The organism is Pseudomonas sp. S3_C06, from assembly GCF_054667675.1.
On record NZ_CP162747.1, the window covers coordinates 4495248 to 4514583 of the forward strand.

13 protein-coding genes are annotated in these 19336 nt (G+C 55.6%); 10 read left to right on the top strand and 3 right to left on the bottom strand.

What is annotated here, in order from left to right; genetic code table 11:
* Nucleotides 1-4: 4 nt before the first annotated feature.
* Both rhdA and AB4N44_RS19975 read right to left on the bottom strand, forming a co-directional pair.
* Nucleotides 5-820, bottom strand: a complete 816-nt coding sequence (gene rhdA / locus AB4N44_RS19970) for a thiosulfate sulfurtransferase (RefSeq protein WP_127925600.1) — start codon at nt 818-820, stop codon at nt 5-7.
* A 41-nt stretch (nt 821-861) separates the two neighbouring features.
* Entirely contained in the window at nt 862-2400 is a 1539-nt protein-coding gene (locus AB4N44_RS19975; protein WP_150750092.1) for an HDOD domain-containing protein, read from the bottom strand.
* A 166-nt stretch (nt 2401-2566) separates the two neighbouring features.
* On the opposite strand from AB4N44_RS19975, the gene motA reads away from it, so the two are divergent.
* The 3 genes from motA (at nt 2567) to AB4N44_RS19990 (ending at nt 5744) form a co-directional block, all read left to right on the top strand.
* Nucleotides 2567-3418, top strand: coding sequence for a flagellar motor stator protein MotA (motA, locus tag AB4N44_RS19980; protein WP_053116758.1), 852 nt, complete (start codon nt 2567-2569; stop codon nt 3416-3418).
* A 3-nt stretch (nt 3419-3421) separates the two neighbouring features.
* Nucleotides 3422-4489 carry a flagellar motor protein MotB gene (gene motB, locus AB4N44_RS19985; protein WP_150750091.1) on the top strand — a complete coding sequence of 356 codons (1068 nt, stop codon included), beginning with the start codon at nt 3422-3424 and terminating at the stop codon, nt 4487-4489.
* A 91-nt stretch (nt 4490-4580) separates the two neighbouring features.
* Nucleotides 4581-5744, top strand: a complete 1164-nt coding sequence (locus AB4N44_RS19990) for a sterol desaturase family protein (protein ID WP_455807497.1) — start codon at nt 4581-4583, stop codon at nt 5742-5744.
* A 48-nt stretch (nt 5745-5792) separates the two neighbouring features.
* Here AB4N44_RS19990 and rsgA read toward each other — a convergent pair whose 3' ends face one another.
* A complete protein-coding gene (gene rsgA / locus AB4N44_RS19995) occupies nt 5793-6824 on the bottom strand; it encodes a small ribosomal subunit biogenesis GTPase RsgA (RefSeq protein ID WP_038360332.1) in 1032 nt (343 codons plus the stop codon).
* Nucleotides 6825-6931: 107 nt separating this feature from the next.
* Here rsgA and orn point away from each other — a divergent pair, with 107 nt between their 5' ends.
* The 7 genes from orn to AB4N44_RS20030 all read left to right on the top strand — a co-directional run bounded on the left by orn (nt 6932) and on the right by AB4N44_RS20030 (nt 19270).
* Nucleotides 6932-7474: an oligoribonuclease gene (gene orn / locus AB4N44_RS20000; protein ID WP_016985703.1), complete on the top strand. Its 543-nt coding sequence runs from the start codon at nt 6932-6934 to the stop codon at nt 7472-7474.
* 340 nt (nt 7475-7814) lie between these two features.
* Nucleotides 7815-8834: a hypothetical protein gene (locus tag AB4N44_RS20005; protein WP_127925604.1), complete on the top strand. Its 1020-nt coding sequence runs from the start codon at nt 7815-7817 to the stop codon at nt 8832-8834.
* Nucleotides 8835-8899: 65 nt separating this feature from the next.
* Nucleotides 8900-9511: a trimeric intracellular cation channel family protein gene (locus AB4N44_RS20010; protein WP_127925605.1), complete on the top strand. Its 612-nt coding sequence runs from the start codon at nt 8900-8902 to the stop codon at nt 9509-9511.
* Nucleotides 9512-9684: 173 nt separating this feature from the next.
* A complete protein-coding gene (locus AB4N44_RS20015) occupies nt 9685-10719 on the top strand; it encodes a hypothetical protein (RefSeq protein ID WP_150750086.1) in 1035 nt (344 codons plus the stop codon).
* A gap of 950 nt (nt 10720-11669) precedes the next feature.
* Nucleotides 11670-12614: a hypothetical protein gene (locus AB4N44_RS20020; protein ID WP_150750085.1), complete on the top strand. Its 945-nt coding sequence runs from the start codon at nt 11670-11672 to the stop codon at nt 12612-12614.
* Between the two features lie 100 nt (nt 12615-12714).
* Complete coding sequence (locus AB4N44_RS20025) at nt 12715-17502, top strand: RHS repeat domain-containing protein (RefSeq protein WP_460158123.1); 4788 nt, start codon at nt 12715-12717, stop codon at nt 17500-17502.
* Nucleotides 17503-17743: 241 nt separating this feature from the next.
* On the top strand, nt 17744-19270 hold the full coding sequence (locus AB4N44_RS20030) for a leucine-rich repeat domain-containing protein (RefSeq protein WP_127925608.1): 1527 nt from the start codon (nt 17744-17746) through the stop codon (nt 19268-19270).
* The last annotated feature ends 66 nt before the right edge of the window (nt 19271-19336 follow it).

Sequence of the window (19336 nt, forward strand, 5' to 3'; positions counted from 1 at the left end):
AACCTTAAATCTCGACTGGCGTGTCAGGGTGGTTGCCCCATTCGCCCCAGGAACCGGCGTAGCCTTTGACCCGCGGATAACCGAGGGACTTGGCCACCAGATAAGTGAAGCCCGACCGGTGATGGGTCTGGCAGTGGGTAATGATTTCTTTGTCCTTGGTGATCCCGAGGTCTTCGAGAATCTGCGGCATGTCCGTGCGAATGCGCAGCTGACGCGCCTTGTCCATGCCGGCGGTCCATTCGAAGTTGACCGCACCGGGGATGTGCCCGGCCTTGGCGGCCAGTACTTTCTCGCCGGAGTACTCCAGTGGACCGCGCGCATCCCAGATCGCCAGATCGGCAGCACCGAGACGGCTTTGCAGGTATTCGCGGGTGGCGGTCGGCGCTTCGTGCAGGGTCAACGACAATGGGCCGCCAACGGCTGCCGGTACCTGGATCGACATCGGCATGCCATCCGCCAGCCACGCCGGCAGACCACCGTCTATATAGTGGTACTTGTCGTGACCGATCACGTCGAGCAGCCAGATGAAGCGCCCGGCCCAGCCACCGCCTTCGTCGTCATAGACCACGTAGACCGCGTCTTTGCGATGGCCCAATTCACCGAACAGCGCCTCCAGATCAGCTTTGGCCGGCAGCAGGCCCGGCGCTGGCGGCTGGCCGAGCTGAGTGCGTTTCGGGTCGACAAAGCGTGCGCCGGGCAGATGACCTTCGGTATAGCGGGCGGCACTGGTCAGATCCACCAGAATCAGTTCAGGGGATTCGAGGCGCGGGAGCAGGTCGCTCGGCTCGATGACGAGCGGCAAGCCAGAGAAGTCAGACATGTGAGGTCTCCAGAGCACAAAGGGGGGATTGTAGCGCAGCCTCATCGGGCACGGCTGCTAAAGCTGTGCAGGGCCTTTTCGATGCACTGCGCGGTTTTGCCAAAGGCTTGCACAGTGATGTCGGCGAACGGTCCACCGCCCTGATCGGCGACAACGATCATGATCACCCGGCCATTGTTGACCAGAGAGCGCAGGAATAGATGCTCGCCCCGAAACAGCGTGCGCAGGCTCGGTGGCAGCAGCGCGGAGAACTGCGCGTTGTTGTCCGGGGTAATCCGCACCTGCGCCTGTTGCGCCAACAGCCGTTGCAGCACGCTGCTCTGGCTGACGACAAAATTCAGCGCCGCCGCTTCTTTCGGCAGCCCGGCGGTTTGATTCACGCGCAGATTCGACTGCGTGCGATCGGCCATCAGGATCATCACCCGGCGCATGCCGCTGGCGACCAGTGCATCGCGAGCGGCGACGGTCAGGCTCATGGCATTGGTGAAGCGGCTCGGTTCGGCGAGCAGTTCGGCACATTGCTTGCGCCACTGGCCCAGGTCTTCAGCGCTTGGCGCGGCGGCGGGCAGCATGCCGGCCGGCAAGCGACGAGTGCCCAATGGCCACAACAACGAAACCGCCGGATGCCACAGATCCGGCATCGCATGCTGGCGCGCGCTGTTCGCGGCTTGCTGGTGCAACTGTTGTTGCACGTCGTCCATCGGGATTTGCAGATAAAGGCTGGTCAGGTATTGCCAGCGTTCGCTGTGCGGACTGTCCCAGGCCTGTTGCGCCGACAGCGCCAGACCATTGGCCAGCAGCACGGTATTGGCCGGTTGATTGAGCCAGCGGCGCAGGGTCGGGTCATCGTCGAGGCGGTTTTGCTGACGCAGCGGATGTTCGCTGTCGCGAGCAATACGCAGCACTTTCACCAGTTCGCGCTGCTCACTGAGCAACAGCTTGTAGCCCTGCTGCACCCAGATCGGCAGATGCCAGGCCTGCACCAAAGCGTCAGCGATTTTCAGCAGGCATACGCCGAACAGTTGCTTTTCGACCACGCGGGCCGATTCGCCCTTGTGGATAACCCGCAGCTCCCACTCTTCAAGCAATTGCGGATACGTCAGCGCCAAGGGCCACAGCGGCGACAGAAACAGCAGGCTGCCCCAATGAATGTCCTGCCACAGCCGCGCCAGGCGACTGGCGAAAAAACCGTTGGCCTGTTGCGTCGCGTGCTGGCTGATCATTTGCAGTTGGCGCAGGGCCTTGGGGATTTGCATCAGCGGTTCGGCGGGCAAGCGCGTCAGCAGCTCTTCGGTGCGGGCGAGGCCCAGACGATTGATCGCTACCTCGAGATTTTCCGCTGGCGTGGCCATGGTGCCGTGGGTGTGACGATTCGCCTCACGGATGATGCTCAAGGCCAGTGCCGGGCTGTCCTGCATCAGGTCGGCGATATCGCGCAGCGAGCTGCGATTGTCACGGATCGCGCGGCAGACTTTGTCGTGAGCCTCTTGCGGGACGGGCAGTCGCACGCCATCGAGCAACTTTACCCAGCCGTCGAGCGTGGTCGGTTTTGCGTGTGGGACGTTCGTTTCATTAGCCATGTCTGGACGGGATCTTCACTGACTGTAGACGCGCCCGGCATGGGCTAAATTGGCTTTTCGCCTGAACTGGCTATAGTCTGGCGCAGTTTTGCCGATAAGTAGAAGAAGAGATTTTTTAACTTCCGAATATGACCTTGAACCCGACTTAAGTAAGTACTTTCTACCTATGGCTAAAATTATCGGCATCATCGTCGTATTCGCGAGCGTGCTCGGCGGATACGTGCTCTCCCACGGCAAGATTGCCGCCCTGATCCAGCCCTTCGAGGTGTTGATCATCGGTGGTGCTGCACTCGGTGCATTCCTGCAGGCCAACCCCGGCTACATGACGATGCACGTGCTCAAGAAATCCCTGAGCATGTTCAGTTCGCGCTTCACCCACACGTTCTATCTGGAAGTGCTGGGGCTGATCTACGAGATCCTCAACAAGAGCCGCCGCGAAGGCATGATGGCCATCGAGGGCGACATCGAAGATGCCGCCGCGAGCCCGATCTTCGCCAAGTACCCGGCGGTGCTTAAAGATGAACGCATGACCGCGTTTATCTGCGATTACCTGCGCATCATGTCCTCCGGCAACATGGCTCCGCACGAGCTGGAAGGCCTGTTCGACATGGAACTGTACAGCCTGAAAGAAGACCTTGAGCACCCATCCCATGCGGTGAACGGCATTGCCGACGCCATGCCGGGTTTCGGTATCGTTGCGGCGGTACTCGGTATCGTGGTGACCATGGCCTCGCTGGGTGAAGGCGATCAGAAATCCATCGGCCTGCACGTTGGTGCAGCACTGGTCGGTACCTTCTTCGGTATTCTGGCGGCGTACGGTTTCTTCGGTCCGTTGGCGCATTCCCTGGCCCACGATGCCAAGGAAGAGCTGAACGTCTACGAAGCCATCAAGGCTTCGCTGGTGGCTTCGGCTTCCGGCATGCCGCCGTCGCTGGCGGTCGAGTTCGGTCGCAAGGTGCTGTACCCGGCCCACCGTCCAAGCTTTGCCGAGCTGGAACAAGCCGTTCGCGGTCGCTAAGCCATGGAAAATAATCAGCCGATTATCATCAAGCGCGTCAAGCGCATAGCCGGCGGGCATCACGGCGGGGCGTGGAAAATCGCCTTCGCCGACTTCGCCACGGCGATGATGGCGTTCTTTCTGGTGCTGTGGTTGCTGTCCACCGCAACGCCGGAGCAGAAGATCGCCATCGCCGGTTACTTCAAAGACCCGGTCGGCTTTTCCGAAAGCGGCACGCCGTACATCATCGACCTGGGTGGCACACCGACCCTGGCCCCGGAAAATACCCTCAACCCTGAGGTGAAATCCCAGCCGCAACCGGACAAGGTCACCGTCGACACCGAACAAGTTGAAGGCATGGCCGAAATGGTCGAGAAAGAGCGCCTCGAACTGCTGCTGCAAGAACTGCAGAACAAGGTCGACGAGAACCCGCAACTGCAGAAATTCAAGGATCAGATCCTCTTCGAAATCACGCCGAATGGCTTGCGTATCCAGATCATGGACGCCGAGAACCGGCCGATGTTCGACTCCGGTTCTGCACGCCTGAAGCCGTATTTCGAAGACATCCTGCTGGCCATGGCCGACACCATCAAAGCGGTGCCGAACAAGATCAGCATCAGCGGCCACACCGACGCCAAGCCATACACTGGCACTGGCGATTTCGGTAACTGGGAACTGTCGGCCAACCGTGCCAACGCTGCCCGTCGTGCGCTGATCGCCGGTAGCTATCCGGATGCGCAAGTGGCGCGGGTCGTCGGTTATGCCTCGTCGGCACTGTTCGACAAGGAAAACCCGTTCAACCCGGTCAACCGCCGCATCGACATCGTCGTGCTGACCAAAAAGGCTCAAGCGGCGATCGAAGGTTCGCAAGGTGCCGATCCTGCGAAACCTGCAGATCAAGGTCAGAACGGCGCCGCTCCGGCGACACCGGTTGATCCGAATGCGCTGCCGGCGGACCAGCAGCCGGTGCCGGCGCATGAGTTGCGTGAACGGTTGAATCTGTTTGATGACGCCGCGCCGAAACCGGCGGAACCGGGGAGTGCGGCGCCACCGCCAGCAACCACTGCACCGGCGCCTGCGCCCAAGCAGTAATCGACAAAAAGCCACGGTCACCGTGGCTTTTTTGTTTCTGCCTGCGTCGCAATGACCAGTCGCAGTTTTCGCAATCACGGAAGATCAGTTAATGGAAAGACTCAAAGCCTATTTTCAACGGCATGGCAACGCACCCTTCAAATTTGGCGAGGGGCGGGTCAGTGGCTATATTTCGGCCACCCTCGGGCTGTTGAGCCTGTTGGCGGTGTTCTGTTTCCTGTTTCCCGAGTGGCTGACCACGGCCGAACTGCGCAAGGTCTATGACGAGCAGTTCGCGCGCACCACGCTGTTGCTCGGTCTGGTGCTGTCGTTCAGCCTCGGCACCCTGAATATCCTGCTCAACAAGCGCAAACGTCTGGGGATTACCGGATTGGTGGCGTCGGGGCTGGCGGTATTCCTCGGGGGCACCAATGTCCAGGTCAGCTCGATCGGGCAGACCCCGTACTCGCTCGGTCTGGACTGGTTTGTGCTGGCGCTGCTGGTGTCGGCGATCGTGTTCATTCCGCTGGAGAAGCTCTATTCCAAGGATCCCGAACAAAATATCCTGCGCCCGCACTGGCGCACCGACCTGACCTACTTTTTCGTCAGCCACATGCTGGTGCAGTTCATCCTGATCTTCATCACCGCCTCCTCGAGCTACATCGCTGGTTGGGCGATGTCGCCGAGCTTGCAGGCAAGTGTGCAAAGCCTGCCGCTGGTGGTGCAGTTTCTGTTGGCGATCCTGGTCGCCGATCTCGGCCAATACTGGCTGCACCGGCTCTACCATGTGGTGCCGTGGCTGTGGCGCATCCACGCGGTGCATCACTCCAGCACGCACATGGACTGGCTCGCCGGTTCGCGCGTGCACTTCATCGAAATCCTGCTCACCCGCACCGGCGTACTGGTGCCGTTGATGCTGCTGGGTTTTGCCCCTCAAGCCTTGAACGCTTATGTGATTCTGGTCGGTGTTCAGGCGGTGCTCGCCCACGCCAACGTGCGGATCAACGGCGGCTGGCTGAATTACCTGATCGTGCTGCCGCGCTATCACCATTGGCACCACGCCCGGCACAAGGATTACATCTACAAGAACTACGCGATCCACACGCCGCTGGTGGACATGCTGTTTGGCACCTTCAAATTGCCGCCCAAAGAGTGGCCGGTGCGTTATGGCGTGTTCGGCAAGGAATTGCCGGGCGGGATCGTGCGTCAGCATTTGTATGCGTTTCAAAAGCCTGAGCCGAAGACGGCTGTGCCAAAGCCGCCACCCAGCGTTTGAGGCAAAAAAAAGCCGCGAGATGATCGCGGCTTTTTTGTGTCTGGCTATTTAGTAGCCGTTTTCCGGCAAGCTGGCGATGATCGAGCGGTAGCTATTCATCCGCTGCTGCTGGATCCGTCCGTCTTCGAGTGCCTTGAGCAGTGCACAGCCCGGTTCGCGATCATGCTTGCAGTCGCGGAAACGGCAAGTGCCGAGCAAATCATCGAATTCGATGAAACCGGCTTCGACATCGGCGCGACTGACGTGGCCCAGGCCGAATTCACGAATACCCGGGGAGTCGATCAACTCGCCACCGCCCGGGAAGTGGAACAGTCGCGCGGTGGTCGTCGTGTGCGTGCCCTGGCCGGACAGTTCGGACAACGGCCCGACACGGGTTTCAACTTCAGGCAGCAGGCTGTTGACCAGCGACGACTTGCCGACACCGGACTGACCGACGAATACGCTGATACGGCCGTCGAGTTGCTGTTGCAACTGTTCCATACCGTTGCCGTGGTGCGCCGAGACTTCCAGCACCGGATAACCCAGCGTGCGATACACCGCCAGCAATGCGTTGAGCGCCGGGGCGTTCTGCTCGTCGATCAGGTCGAATTTGTTCAGCAGCAGCAACGGTCGGATGCCGGCGTGTTCGGCGGCGACCAGATAACGGTCGATCAGGTTGGCGTGAGGCTCAGGCAGCGGCGCAAAGACGATGACGATCATGTCGACGTTGGCCGCTACCGGTTTGAGCTGGCCCCGGCTGTCCGGGCGGCACAGTTCGGTGGTACGCGGCAGTTGCGCGACGATCACCCCGATGCCTTGGTTACCGGCACGCCAGACGACCGTGTCACCGGTCACCAGTGCTGGCAGGTTCGCGCGCAAGTGGCAGCGGAACACTTGGCCGGCCTGATCACCGTCAACCGCCTCGACCTCGACCTGGACACCGAAGTGGGCGATCACCAGGCCGGTTTGTTCCGGGCCCAGGTCGCCACCCTCAAGGGCTTCGACAGCCGAGGACTCGCGTTTGGCGGCGCGTGCAGCGCGTTCGCCCTGAATCTTTTCGATGCGCCAGTTTTGACGACGATTGAGTTGGCGTTTGGCCATGGGTGTTCCGTCTGAAGAATGCAGCGATTAGGTAAAACGGCCGCGAGTTTAGCACGCCCGGCCAGCGGCCTAGGCTAAACTGCGCAGCATTGCCTAGGAGCCGAAATATGCCAAACCCGCAGAACCTGATCTGGATCGACCTGGAAATGACCGGTCTGGATCCGGAAAACGACGTCATCATCGAAATGGCCACCATCGTTACCGACAGCGATCTCAACACGCTGGCCGAAGGACCGGTGATCGCCATCCACCACAGCGACGAAGTGCTCGCCCGCATGGACGAGTGGAACACCCGCACCCACGGTAACTCCGGCCTGACCCAGCGCGTGCGCGACAGCCGCATCAGCATGGCCGAGGCAGAAGCCGAAACCATCGCCTTCCTGGAAAAGTGGGTGCCGAAGGGCAAATCGCCGATCTGCGGCAACAGCATCTGCCAGGATCGCCGCTTCCTTTATACGCACATGAAAGGGCTGGAAAGCTACTTCCACTACCGCAACCTCGATGTCTCCACGCTCAAGGAACTGGCTGCGCGCTGGGCGCCGGACGTGCGCGACAGCTTCAAGAAGGGCAGCACGCACCTGGCGCTGGACGACATCCGCGAATCGATCGCCGAGTTGCAGCACTACCGCAAGCATTTCATCAAGTTCTGATGTGGTTTGTGCAGGAGCTGCCACAGGTTGCTCCTGCATTGGAACGTGTCGGTCGCAGCTGTTGCAATGACATCCTGCTAATCTTTCGAAGTGTATTTTATCCCGACATTGTTGTTGCAGTATTCTGATATTGAGTGATGTGCCTTTATTCTGCTCGTGAAAAAGTAATGGCTTTGACGAGTTTTAATTAAGTGCCCCGCTTGAATTGAAGTTATGATCGCCTTTTTGTTTTTTCTTACACTTTTGAGGAAAGAGTTTTCCCTGGTGCATGTTATTACTGATGCTCTGTATTTTCGAACACTCGAAGTGTTCGATTTGATATCTATCAAGGAAGAAGTTCATGAGTGAAACGTTGAGTGCATCACAGGGGCAATCTGTTGAGTCAGGTGCGGCAGAAAGCATTGGTAGTTTTGCCGTAAAGTTTGACGCGGGTGCATCCAGTCGGAGCAAAGTGCTATACGCCAATGGGCGCATGCAGGTTAAGGTCCAGGTTGTAGTGGCGGGTGTGGATCGCGATGGTAACGTCGTTGCTGTTTCCGACGAGGTCATGGAGAGTATTCGTCTTATTCACTATGACAGCGGCAAAACCTTGCGCAATGGCTGGCGAGCCAGCACGGAGCAGGGCCGCTTCACCTTGGCAGTAGCGCCCACCGCCACAGTTACGGAGAATGATGGAGAAGAAGATTCTTCGGGCCAGCAACGCGTACGCACATTCTGGGTTTCCAGCGAAAATGTCGAAACCATCCAGATAGGTGCATCCGTTAAATTCGATAACACAATCATCCGCAGTAACGGCACAACTCTGTCGAGCAGGCATGACAGCAGCATCAACATTGAGGCCATCCTGCCGGTAACCTATGCGGTTGAGCAATTCCGTTGGCAAGATGTCTGGTATGACGGCGGATTTAGAAATCAACGTATTTACAAATACTACCTCGGCTTGTATCCCGATGCGCGACAAGTCAAGTTGGTGGACTGGATTGCTGAGGGCTCTGACAAGAACGTTGTTTTTGCCTTCGGGAATAAAACCAAAGGATGGAATGCAGCATTCCAGGCAGGCATTATGATCCGCCCTGACCGGCAAAGTATTGACGTGTCGTTACCGTTTACCGACGTCGTAGGCTGGACGCCAGACGCCATCAGAGATATTTATCATGAGAAGGACTACGAGGTTCGAGTCAACGACCGCATCGGAGAACTGACGGTTGTCCAGTTACTGTCTCCAGCTGCACGAGATCAACCACCGGTCGACAGATCGGAAGTTTTCCGCTTCACCGCTCTGGACCAATTTGGCACTGAACATAAACTGGCTATCCGCACAGACTTTAAAGAACGAAGCTTCAGGCTGGAACGAGGTTAACGTCATCTCTTTTGATACCGGCGCGAAATGGCTAGACTGCGCGCCTCTCTGCCGGGATCGCCACCATGTTGCTGATGCTCTATCTGATTGCCATTACTGCTGAAGCCATGACTGGCGCGTTGTCTGCGGGCCGTCGTGGCATGGACTGGTTTGGCGTGGTGCTGATTGCCTGCGTCACGGCGTTGGGTGGCGGTTCGGTTCGTGATGTGCTGCTGGGGCATTATCCGCTGACATGGGTCAAACATCCGGAATATCTGGTGTTGACCTCGGTCGCGGCGATGTTCACCGTGTTCACCGCGCGCTGGATGCGCCATCTGCGCTCGCTGTTTCTGGTACTCGATGCAGTCGGTCTGGTGGCGTTCACCCTGATCGGCTGCATGACCGCTCTGGAAATGGGCCACGGCATGCTGGTGGCATCGGTCAGCGGGGTGATCACCGGGGTATTCGGCGGCATTCTTCGCGATATCTTCTGCAACGACATTCCACTGATCTTTCGGCGCGAACTGTATGCGAGCGTGTCGTTTGCTGCAGCATGGTGCTACATGCTGTGTCTTTATCTGAATGTGGCAAGCGATCAAGCCATTTTGATCACGCTGTTTGGCGGTTTTCTGTTACGTCTGCTGGCCATACGTTTTCATTGGGAAATGCCGAAGTTCGTTTATAACGACGAGCATTAACCCTCGTTGCTGGAAGATGGTGGTTTCCGGATAAAAGCCTGTGAGCCGCCGAAACTTGCAAGTGTATGTTTCTTATATTTTTCGCTTTGCTGTTTATTTGAAAGGTCTGTAGTTTTTTTGTTGGCATTTCTTCGGTGCCAATATTTAAATATAACTCTTCAAAGGAATACATCATGAGTGAAAGCATGGACGCTACACCCAATCAGCAAGCCAGTCCGACCATTCTTGCTGGACTTGGCAGTTTCAAAGTCAAGTTTGATGCCAGCGACAATACTCGCAGTAAATCGCTGTACGCTAATGGACGGATGCAGGTGAAAGTGCAAGTTCTGGTTTCCGGGGTTGATGCTGATGGTGATGTTGTGCACGTACCGACAGAGGTGATGGAAAGCATCGAATTGATTCATTACAGCTCTGGCAAAACGTTGCGCGACGGCTGGGCCGCGAATATCGTGCAAGGGCGGTTTACTATCGAGGCGCCGCCCTCAGCCGCTGCAGGAGAGGTTCAAGACGATGATCTGGAAAATGACAGCATCCATCCTCAGGTACGTACGTTCTGGGTATCCTCATCGAGCGCTGGTACGACCCAGATCGGTGCACGCTTGTCTCTGAACGGTGTGAGGATCGTCAGTAACGCGACCACGTTTTCCAATGTTCATGACAGCAGCGTAACGCTCGAAGCACAAACACCTGAGACCTATTCGATTGGACTGTTCGATTGGTTTCAGACGCGGCGGGGCAATGAAGAACCCGGCAATCGTATCTGGAACTACTATCTAGGGTTGTTTCCGAAGGGGCAGCAGATCAGGCTGGTCGACTGGATTGTAGATGGAGTGGAGCCAAACGCTGATGATATCTTTGCAGGCGGTAACAAACTTAATGAATCAAAAACAAATTATATGGAGATTACACTTGTTCGTCGCGAACGAACTGAGTTTATAACGTACTTGCCTTTTTCCGGGAATAGTAATCTGCATACTTTTACTGCTGACGCTATAACAAGGCAAGAGAAGCGATATAGCGTAACCGTCAATGATCGTGAAGGTTATCTGACCGTGGTTCAAGCACTGTCCGAGTATTCGAAAGATGCGGGAAAATACAAAGTCGGCAATGTGCTTCACTTTCGTGCCATTGATCAGCACGGTACCGAGCATAAATTGGCTATTCGCACGAATTTTCATGAGCGTAATTTATACCTCGAACGTGGCTAGGTCTCATCGTCACTGATTCAATTTCTGTGGATGCAGTAATATATGCTTTTGATATGGTGATTACCGATAAGCTGTGATGTTCAATTGTCCGGTATTCGCACCCAAAGTGCTTTTACTGATGTCCGGCGCTGACCCTGAAGTTATGCGGGGTCAACGCCATCTCACTTTAAGGATGAGTATTGATGACTGGCAGGCTCTTACCGGCCACCGTTTGCTTCTCCAGCAATGCTGCATCAGTCCACACCGCATTGCCTAGGGCCGTTGCGGCCTACCTACAAGCCTGCCTCGATCACATTGATGCCAGCGATCAAGGTAACGTGATCCCGAGATCTTCCGCGATCAATGAGTTCGCCAAGCATGCTGCGAAGTCTTCATTGAAAGATTTCTGGATCCCCTACCCAAAAGCCTCGGCGGGACCGATGCGTAAGGCAACCTGCCCAAAACGATGGACCAGGCATTCGGATGGTGACTACAAAGTACGCCCGTAATTGCGCACTTTCTGAGTATCGTCCTCCGGTACCGGGGAGCCCCGGATTGTCGTTCGCCTGACAGTGAACCAGCAATTCATTCGCAGTAATGGAACGCCCCTTTACAGTAGCCACGACAGCAGTGCGCCCCTGATCAAGGAATTCGACGCTTATTCCATCAAAAGTTTCAGGTGGCAAAAGGTTCGACGTGAGAATCAAGAGCACGCCGGTGTAGCTATCTGCCGCTTCATGTGCTCCGTTTTGGATTTTTAAGAAAGTTTACAATCTGCTTATCGGATTTCGTGTTCTGGTGATTCCTGCGCAGGTTATCTTTTGCGTGTTGTCTGGCGACGATTTGTTTGAATGGTTTGCTTCAGTGTTGCAATTACAATTTGTCAATCATCCCTGGTTTATTTGGTTTTTTGGTTGTGTGTAAATGGCGCTGTGTTAATCCTGCTTTTTATTTTTTATCAGGTTAAATATATGTTTGAGAAAGATCTAAGTATTCAGCACTTTGAAGTTAAGTTTGATTCTTCGGCCGCTGATCGCCGTCGGACGTTATATGCCAACGGACGTATGCAAATTCGGGTATTGGTGCGAGTCTCCGCAGCGGATGCGCAAGGTAATGAAGTCTCTCTGCATGGGCATCCGGCGCTGCAGACCCTTAAACTCATCAGCTATAACGACGGCACACCTCTCGAGGGTAACTGGATTTCCAGTCGCCAAGAGAACCGCTATGCCCATGACATGTCAGGCCGCGAAGCGAGCATTACGCCGCTGATACCCGCTTCCGACAATCGGATATCCGACCCTTCCGAAACCGTTCAAGTGTTCGAGTTCTGGGTGTCTAGCAAGCGAGTGGGATCGTTGCAGATTGCCGCAGAATTAATGTTGGACGGCAAGCGGTATCGAAGCAATGGGCAAAATGGCTACGACAGCAGCGTTAGCCTGGACGCCGTTGCTCCCAAGCGATATCCGGCTGCCAGTTTCCTGTTCGGTGGAATCAGGAGTGTCGAGCAGAAAAGTAGTTACGACAGGCTTGAACAGTTCAGTCTTTCGCTTTTTTCGGAGGGGCGGGTTATTCACTTGCTCGACTGGTCCAGTGATCAGGTGAAATATGACCCGGACTACGCTGGTGAATTCTTTTACTCCGGCAATCTTGATGATGGTGTGAATAACCTGAGTACTTACTTTGGTTTCATTGCTCCGGTCTATGGCGAATCAGTCACAGTAAAGACGCACTATGGCTTTAGGACGCTACCTCAGGAAGCCGGTCGGATTTCCATATTCGTCTATGCCAGTGCGGAACCTGCCAATAAACCTGCGCGTACCGAAACCTTCGAGCTGAAAGTTTTTGATGAGTTCGGTACTGATCACCGTTTGCGTATTAATTCAAACACAGCTCTTCGCAGCTTCTTTATAAGCTGATTCCTTTTATTTCGTTCGTCGGCCTGCTCTTGTTGCTGAGTCTCAGGTCGACGGTTGATGTTTGTATGGATGCATTGTTTAAAATAACAGGAAGTTGTTTATGAGTAGTCATTTTCCAGAGCCCGTGCATTCGAATGCATTTAATTTTAGCGAATTTGTGAGCGGTGGCGTTGATCCTCGAACAGGTATATATACCTGCTCGTTGTCCCTGGGTGCCATTCGTTCCGCAGATTTGAACGGCCCCTCGTTTAATCTTGCGCTGAACTTCAATCCGCTTAATTCGCGCAACACAGGTTATGGCCTTGGTTGGTCGCTGACCCTGACGCGTTATGACGTTCGTAACAAGGTCATGACGCTATTCACCGGTGAAACCTATCGGGCAGTTGAATCACGAAATGCGCTTCATTTTAAAGAAATGAAGCTGGAGAGCGCCAAGGTGCTGAAGCACGGCGACGGACACTACGAAGTACGTTACAAGGATGGTCGGCGCGAAGAGCTAAAGGTCTTCGGTGCTACACAGATTGCCGTACCCATTCGAATCTTCGCAGCGAACGGCGTGAGCATCAGCCTGAAATACGTGTTGTTCAATGAGCAGCCGATGCTCATCGAAATCGCGGACGACAAAAGGACTTTGTTGAAAGTTGGCAGCACGCGTAGCCGCGTCACCTTGACTCGCGATCCCGATACGCCAGCCAGCGCCGGATTTACCTTAAAGCTCAAGAATGATCGGGTCAGCACCATCAGCTTGCCTGTCGGCAGGGGCTGGGATCTGCAGTACGAGGACATCAATGGCACCGGTTATTTGAAGCGAGTGGTTTCGCCGCTGGGGGCTGTGGAAAATATCCGCTACAAGGAAATCGGTCATCTGTTACCCACCTTGCAGGGTGTCCAGAGTCTGCCTTACGTGATTGCTCACGATATTTATCCAAAGCAAGGTCAGCCCAGGGTCGTCAAGGCTTACACCTATTCGGACTGGAACTTTCTGGGGCACGGCGTGGCGGCGGATCCTTCGGATGACGGCGACCCGCTTTACCGGGCGGCCAGCACTTACCAGTACAGCAGTGTCGAGCGTCTGATGATGGGTGAGAAAGTTCATACCCAGGTCAAACGCACCTACGATAAGTTCCACCTGTTGGTTTCTGAAGTCACCACTTGTGGTGATGCGGTAGTGACAGTTGCCACCGAATATCACGGTGATGTCAAAAAAACACTCGACCAGCAGCCGGCTCAGTTCCGTATGCCCAAGACGCAGACCCGCAGCTACGAGAACCGACTAACCAAGAAGATCCGTTCCGAGACGTCGACCACTGAGTTCGATGCCACCGGTAATCTGCGTAAACAGGTCGGAATCGATGGCGTGACGACGCTGTTTGAATACTTCCCCTCCTTCCAAAGCCCGGACTGCCCCGCAGACCCACTAGGCTTTGTCCGATTCCTTAAACAGCAGACCGTGATCCCGGCTTCAGGTGGTGGAGCGTCCACCGTTAAACGCTTTCGCTATGCGTTGCAGCCGGGTGTTAAAGGTTCGACATTGGCAAATGTGATGCCCGTCGAAGAACAGCTGTACGAGTGTGTGGCGGACAGTGAAGTGCTGCTGTCGACCGTCAGCCTGACCTATGTGAATGCACCCCACGACTCGCTTAAGCATGGTGTATTGCAGCAACGAAGTGTCTCGCGTGATAGCAAGACGTCGCGAGTCGAGTATTCCTATGTGCTTGACGACAATACGCTTGTGCTGAAGAAAATCTTCCAGGGTTTTGACGGTACGAGCGCGACGACCGAACACGCGCTGTCGACACTCAATGCGCTGATCTTGTCCGAGCGTGACGCAGATGGCCAGGTTGTCGAGTATGAATACGACAAAATCGGCCGGCAGTTGCGCAAGACCATGTCCCCGGGTGCGACCAACGCGTCATCGATCCATTGGGTTTATCACGCTGCAAGCGCTACCGCGCCGGCGATGGTGGTCATGACGGATTCCTCGGGCGGCAGGCAGGATGTCAGCTATGACGCGCTGGGGCGGGTGATCGGCATTCAGGAAAAGGACCGCGACAACCCGGATCATTCGGGGGGAAGTCCAATGCGTACAGTCTTTGCCGCTGTCCATGATCAGGTCGGGCGGTTGGTGGAGCAAACCCACTCGGATTGGTGGGAAGGCGTTGCACGACCGGTTAAAACCCAATCGCTTTACGATGACTGGGGGAATGTCAGGGAAACCCGTCATTGCGACGGTCGAATCGAACATATCGAGTTTGATCCGGTGGGCCGGCAGCAGAAGGCCTGGCAGCACGGTTTTGGCAAGACCGTGACGATCATCAATGACTTCAGCAAGCCGGACAGCATCGAGGTATTCGATCTCAAGGATCAGAGCCTGGGTAAAACCGTTTTTGAATACGATGGGTTGGGCCGAACCCTGAGCCAGACCGATCAGGCAGGTAACAAGACCCGCTACGAATATGACGTGTTCTCCCGGATGGTTCGCAGTGTTCTCCCGGACGGGCATGCCGTGGAAACCACGTTTGCCGCCCATAGCTGCGATGAGTTACCAGTGGAAATCAAAGTGGCCGGTTTGTCATTGGGGCAACAGAGTTTCGATGCTTTGAACCGTGTGACGGAGATTTCAGTGGGGGGGCGTAAATCGGTTGCCAGTTTCGAGGCTGGTCGCAGTCTGCCCAAGTTCACCACCGACGCCACGGGTCAGAAAATCGAGTTCGTTCATGCGCCTGAACTGGGAGGGGTGTTGACTGAGCGCAAAGCCGTGACCGCGGAGGGCAAAGATGGGTTGAGCACGCGGTTCACCTACGAAGCCCTGAGCGGAAGAACCAAAAGCTGTATCGAAGAAGATCGCGAGAGTCATTTCGAGTACTTTCCCTCCGGACGTCTGAAATCGGAAACCACTCGATATGGCGAACAGCGCCGTACCGTTTCCCATACTTACTCATTTGCCGGTCTACCCCTGACGTACACGGACGTGCTGGGTGTAAAGCACCACACCAGTTACGACAAGTGGGGGCGCAGAACTACGTTCAAGCAAGGTGCGGTGCAGGCTGAATACGCCTATGACAAGCGTGGTTTGCTGCAAACGATTGAAACTCGCGATACCTCCTCCAAGCGACAAATGAAGACGCGTCTGACTTATGACGATATCGGGCGCGAAGCCAACCGCAGTTTCGAGGTCAATGGGCTGCCCACTCAGACGCTGACCTCCAGCTACAACATGACCGGAAAACTGGCGCGCAAGGTGTTGACGCGTGGCGCTGCCGTGTTGCGCGATGAGCAATTTACTTACGACGTGCGCGGGCGACTGGTTCAGTACGATTGCGGCGGCAGCCAGCGACCGCGAGATCCGTACGGAAAGGAAATTGTTCAGCAGATCTTTACCTTCGACGCTCTGGATAACATTCTCACGCTACAAACCACGTTTCCTCAGGGGGTCAATGTAACCACCTTCAGTTTCAGCACGCTTGACCCGGCGCAGCTCATCGGCGTCTCACACTCCCATGCCGACTATCCGGCGTCGATCGTTCTGGAGTACGACGCCGACGGTCGGATGATCAAGGATGATCAGGCACGCGCCCTGACATATGACGCTTTTGGACGTTTGGTGCAGGTGACCAATGCGCGAGGGGAAGTGGTGCGTGGTTACCATTACGACGGCTTTGATCGGCTCGTCGAGTTGTCGCAACCGCGAATGCTGGATGTGCAGCGCTACTACCACAACGCCAGAGTCAGCAGCGAGGTCCGTGGCAATGACTCGCGCAGTGTCGTGCGCCATGACGGCTTGATATTGGGGGATCAACAGCTTGGGACCGATGCGGGGAGCCGGATTTTTGGCACTGATCAACAGAACAGCGTGTTGACCCGTTTGCATGGCGAGCAATGGGTCGACAGCACCTACAGTCCCTACGGGCATCGTCCTGTCGACGGTGGTCTGTTCAGTCTGGCCGGTTTCAATGGCGAGCAACTCGATGTGGTCACAGGCTTGTATCTGTTGGGTAACGGCTACCGAGCCTACAGCCCTACGCTGATGCGTTTCACCAGTCCCGACAGCATGAGTCCGTTCCGTGCGGGTGGTTTGAATGCGTACGCTTACTGCCTGGGCGACCCGATCAATAGGGTTGACCCAACGGGCCATGTTTCCTGGCAGTCGATTGCCGGGATCGCATTGGGGTTCATCGGGATTGTATTGAGTATTGTGACCATGGGGGCTGCCACGCCACTGGGCCTGTTCGCCATGGGGTTGGGTGTCGCATCGGGAGCTGCCGGTATCGGCAGTGAGGTGGCAAATGCCTACGACTCACAATCCCAGGCAGGAGCGATACTTGGATGGGTGAGTCTTGGTCTTGGAATCGCTTCGATAGCAGCGGGAGCGCTTGCGGTCCAGAAGGCCTTGGCACAGACCAGTAGAGCCCGTGCTTACATCGCCACGGTTGCGGACGAGCCGCCAGTCAAAATCGTTGAAAAGGAATTCGCTATCTTCACCAAGCCCGGGGGCAAAAAAATCCCTCAGCGAGCTGCTCCAGAACCTTGGACTTTCGAGATTGACGGCGTGAAGGTGGATGGGCAAGCCGACTTGAGTGTCATTAAGGGTTTTAGCAAATTAGATGACCGTGAAATTGGAAAGGCCAAAAGATTCCTGACCGAGATCGTCGACGAGGGGAAGACGCCAACCGACGCGGCTAGCATGTTGGGAACTAATACTAAATATAGAGGGCTAACCCCGTTCCGCAGCGCCAATGCCAAAGAGCTTAACGACCCTGCTTTCGTCAACACGACGGGGCAAACCGAAATCAAGCTAAGTGCTGCCCAACGTTTTATATTTTTTGCGAACAGAGATACTCGGACGGTGACGGCGCATGCGTTTGGGCACACGGTGAAAGGAAGTTGAAAGGTCTGTAAACGAATTTGACGCAAATACGCGAATAGTGTGATTTGCCGAATTTAGCTCGGTTCTGCACTTGAGTAAAACGGGGCTGCGTGAAGATCTATGTATATCTTCACGCAGCAATCATCCCGATAGACTGCTCCTTTCAATCGGCAAGTTATCCAGAGGGATGACTTGTGTCGATGTCCGGCGTTGCTTGTGCAGAGCTGCTGGATCAGTGCAATCAAATCAAGGATGAGAGCTTATGTCTGGCAAACCACCAAAGATCAAACCTTCCCTCGGAAAAAATAACGACTCCAGCGCTGGGGGGGCCCATCGTCAGCTACGTACCAGCCCGCCCCACCCGTCGAATGTCTCGCATCAGGTAGCGCAATCTCCTCTTCTCATGTCGGCGACTGAAGCCGTAGCGCAGTCGGTCAGCGTGACCCCGATGACTTCCTACATGGGAGTTGCAATGGCTGCTTCGGCACCTGCGTTCCGGGACTACTGGGTACGTGCCTGGAACAATCTCGGTGAGGCCGACGCGTTGGGCATTCGGCTATGCAAGCAGCGTCAGTATGTCGCCGTTGCCGATGACTATTTCGTGCAAGTGGTCAAAGATGCCGAAAGCGGTCTGTACCGTGCCACGGTCGCCAGAGAACTCAATGCTTCCGGCCCGCTGATGAAGCTGGATGCCGAGGGCAAGTTCTGGCGTCCGGCGGACAACGATGACTTGCCCGGGCAGGTAGCAGTGGAACGAGCCAGGGAGTTGTCCGGTGAGGGGGAATTTCAGCAGGGGTCGATTCCCACGATAGACGAGCGTCTGGCCGAGCTGTACCCGACCATGACCGAGGAGGCCCGATCAACCATGCTTAGCGAGCGATTTAGCGGCGATCCGTTGCTCGCGGTGGCTCGCCTGGAGAAGGAATTCTCCACACTGGTGGAAGACCTTGGAGCGTGGGTGGCAGAAGTGCCGCCTCTCCACCCCGTCACGGGGCTGTCGCTGACAAAGACCGAGATTGAGTCTCAGCGAGCCCACAGAGAGTTTTTCGCACTGGAGTTACAAGCCAATTGGTCTCGCAAGGCAACAACCGTAAACCCTTACACCCCGTCAACGCTTGATTACGATCTGGATATGCTGGGAAGCCTGCCGCGTTTATCGGCTGACTTCAGTCATGTCCGTGAACTGAGTCTCTCCAGCACTTCGCCACTGAGTGGCAGCGCTTTTCTCGAAGCTTTTCCGGGCGTGCGGTATCTGATCCTCTCGGGTTTTGCGCTGAAAACGTTTCCCGTTGAAATTTTTCAAATGAGAGAACTGGCGACATTAACACTGGACAACTGCGACATTCGACTCTCCGAAGCAACCGTCGAAGGCCTCGCCCATATTGAAAACTTGACGCTTCTGGATTTAAGCGACAACCCGCTTGGCCTCGCGCCTGATATCAGTTTCATGCGGCGCCTGGACAGTCTCTATCTTTCGAATACAGGGCTGATCGAAGTTCCAGTCGGGCTGTTTGACATCGAGAGTCTCGCCTACGCAGATTTGGGGAGTAATGGAATCAAGAACTTGCCACTGGAATTGTTCGACGTGCCCGATGTTTGGGAAGTCAACTATAACTTTCGAAACAATCCGCTGGATGAAGATACCCTGCAACGAGTCACTGACTATATGAATGCCGCCGGTTTAGACAGAAAAGTCCTGATTCAAGTGGGTGGCGATGTCTGGGTGCCCCAACAGAATATAGTGTTCGATGGCGTGGACAGTGGGCTGGAGAGTTCCGACGAGGGCTGACTCATTGGCTGGCAACATGCTCGGGCCAGCGGACTGTGCAGGCTATTGGTCGCACCGCAAAAGTGG

What these genes read in the sequence shown, in the direction of transcription:
- AB4N44_RS20030 (WP_127925608.1), top strand. Translation starts at nt 17,744, where the DNA reads ATGTCTGGCAAACCACCAAAGATCAAACCTTCCCTCGGAAAAAATAAC.
- AB4N44_RS20020 (WP_150750085.1), top strand. Translation starts at nt 11,670, where the DNA reads ATGTTTGAGAAAGATCTAAGTATTCAGCACTTTGAAGTTAAGTTTGAT.
- AB4N44_RS20005 (WP_127925604.1), top strand. Translation starts at nt 7,815, where the DNA reads ATGAGTGAAACGTTGAGTGCATCACAGGGGCAATCTGTTGAGTCAGGT.
- AB4N44_RS20015 (WP_150750086.1), top strand. Translation starts at nt 9,685, where the DNA reads ATGAGTGAAAGCATGGACGCTACACCCAATCAGCAAGCCAGTCCGACC.
- motA (WP_053116758.1), top strand. Translation starts at nt 2,567, where the DNA reads ATGGCTAAAATTATCGGCATCATCGTCGTATTCGCGAGCGTGCTCGGC.
- orn (WP_016985703.1), top strand. Translation starts at nt 6,932, where the DNA reads ATGCCAAACCCGCAGAACCTGATCTGGATCGACCTGGAAATGACCGGT.
- AB4N44_RS20010 (WP_127925605.1), top strand. Translation starts at nt 8,900, where the DNA reads ATGTTGCTGATGCTCTATCTGATTGCCATTACTGCTGAAGCCATGACT.
- AB4N44_RS19990 (WP_455807497.1), top strand. Translation starts at nt 4,581, where the DNA reads ATGGAAAGACTCAAAGCCTATTTTCAACGGCATGGCAACGCACCCTTC.
- AB4N44_RS20025 (WP_460158123.1), top strand. Translation starts at nt 12,715, where the DNA reads ATGAGTAGTCATTTTCCAGAGCCCGTGCATTCGAATGCATTTAATTTT.
- rhdA (WP_127925600.1), bottom strand. Translation starts at nt 820, where the DNA reads ATGTCTGACTTCTCTGGCTTGCCGCTCGTCATCGAGCCGAGCGACCTG.
- motB (WP_150750091.1), top strand. Translation starts at nt 3,422, where the DNA reads ATGGAAAATAATCAGCCGATTATCATCAAGCGCGTCAAGCGCATAGCC.
- rsgA (WP_038360332.1), bottom strand. Translation starts at nt 6,824, where the DNA reads ATGGCCAAACGCCAACTCAATCGTCGTCAAAACTGGCGCATCGAAAAG.
- AB4N44_RS19975 (WP_150750092.1), bottom strand. Translation starts at nt 2,400, where the DNA reads ATGGCTAATGAAACGAACGTCCCACACGCAAAACCGACCACGCTCGAC.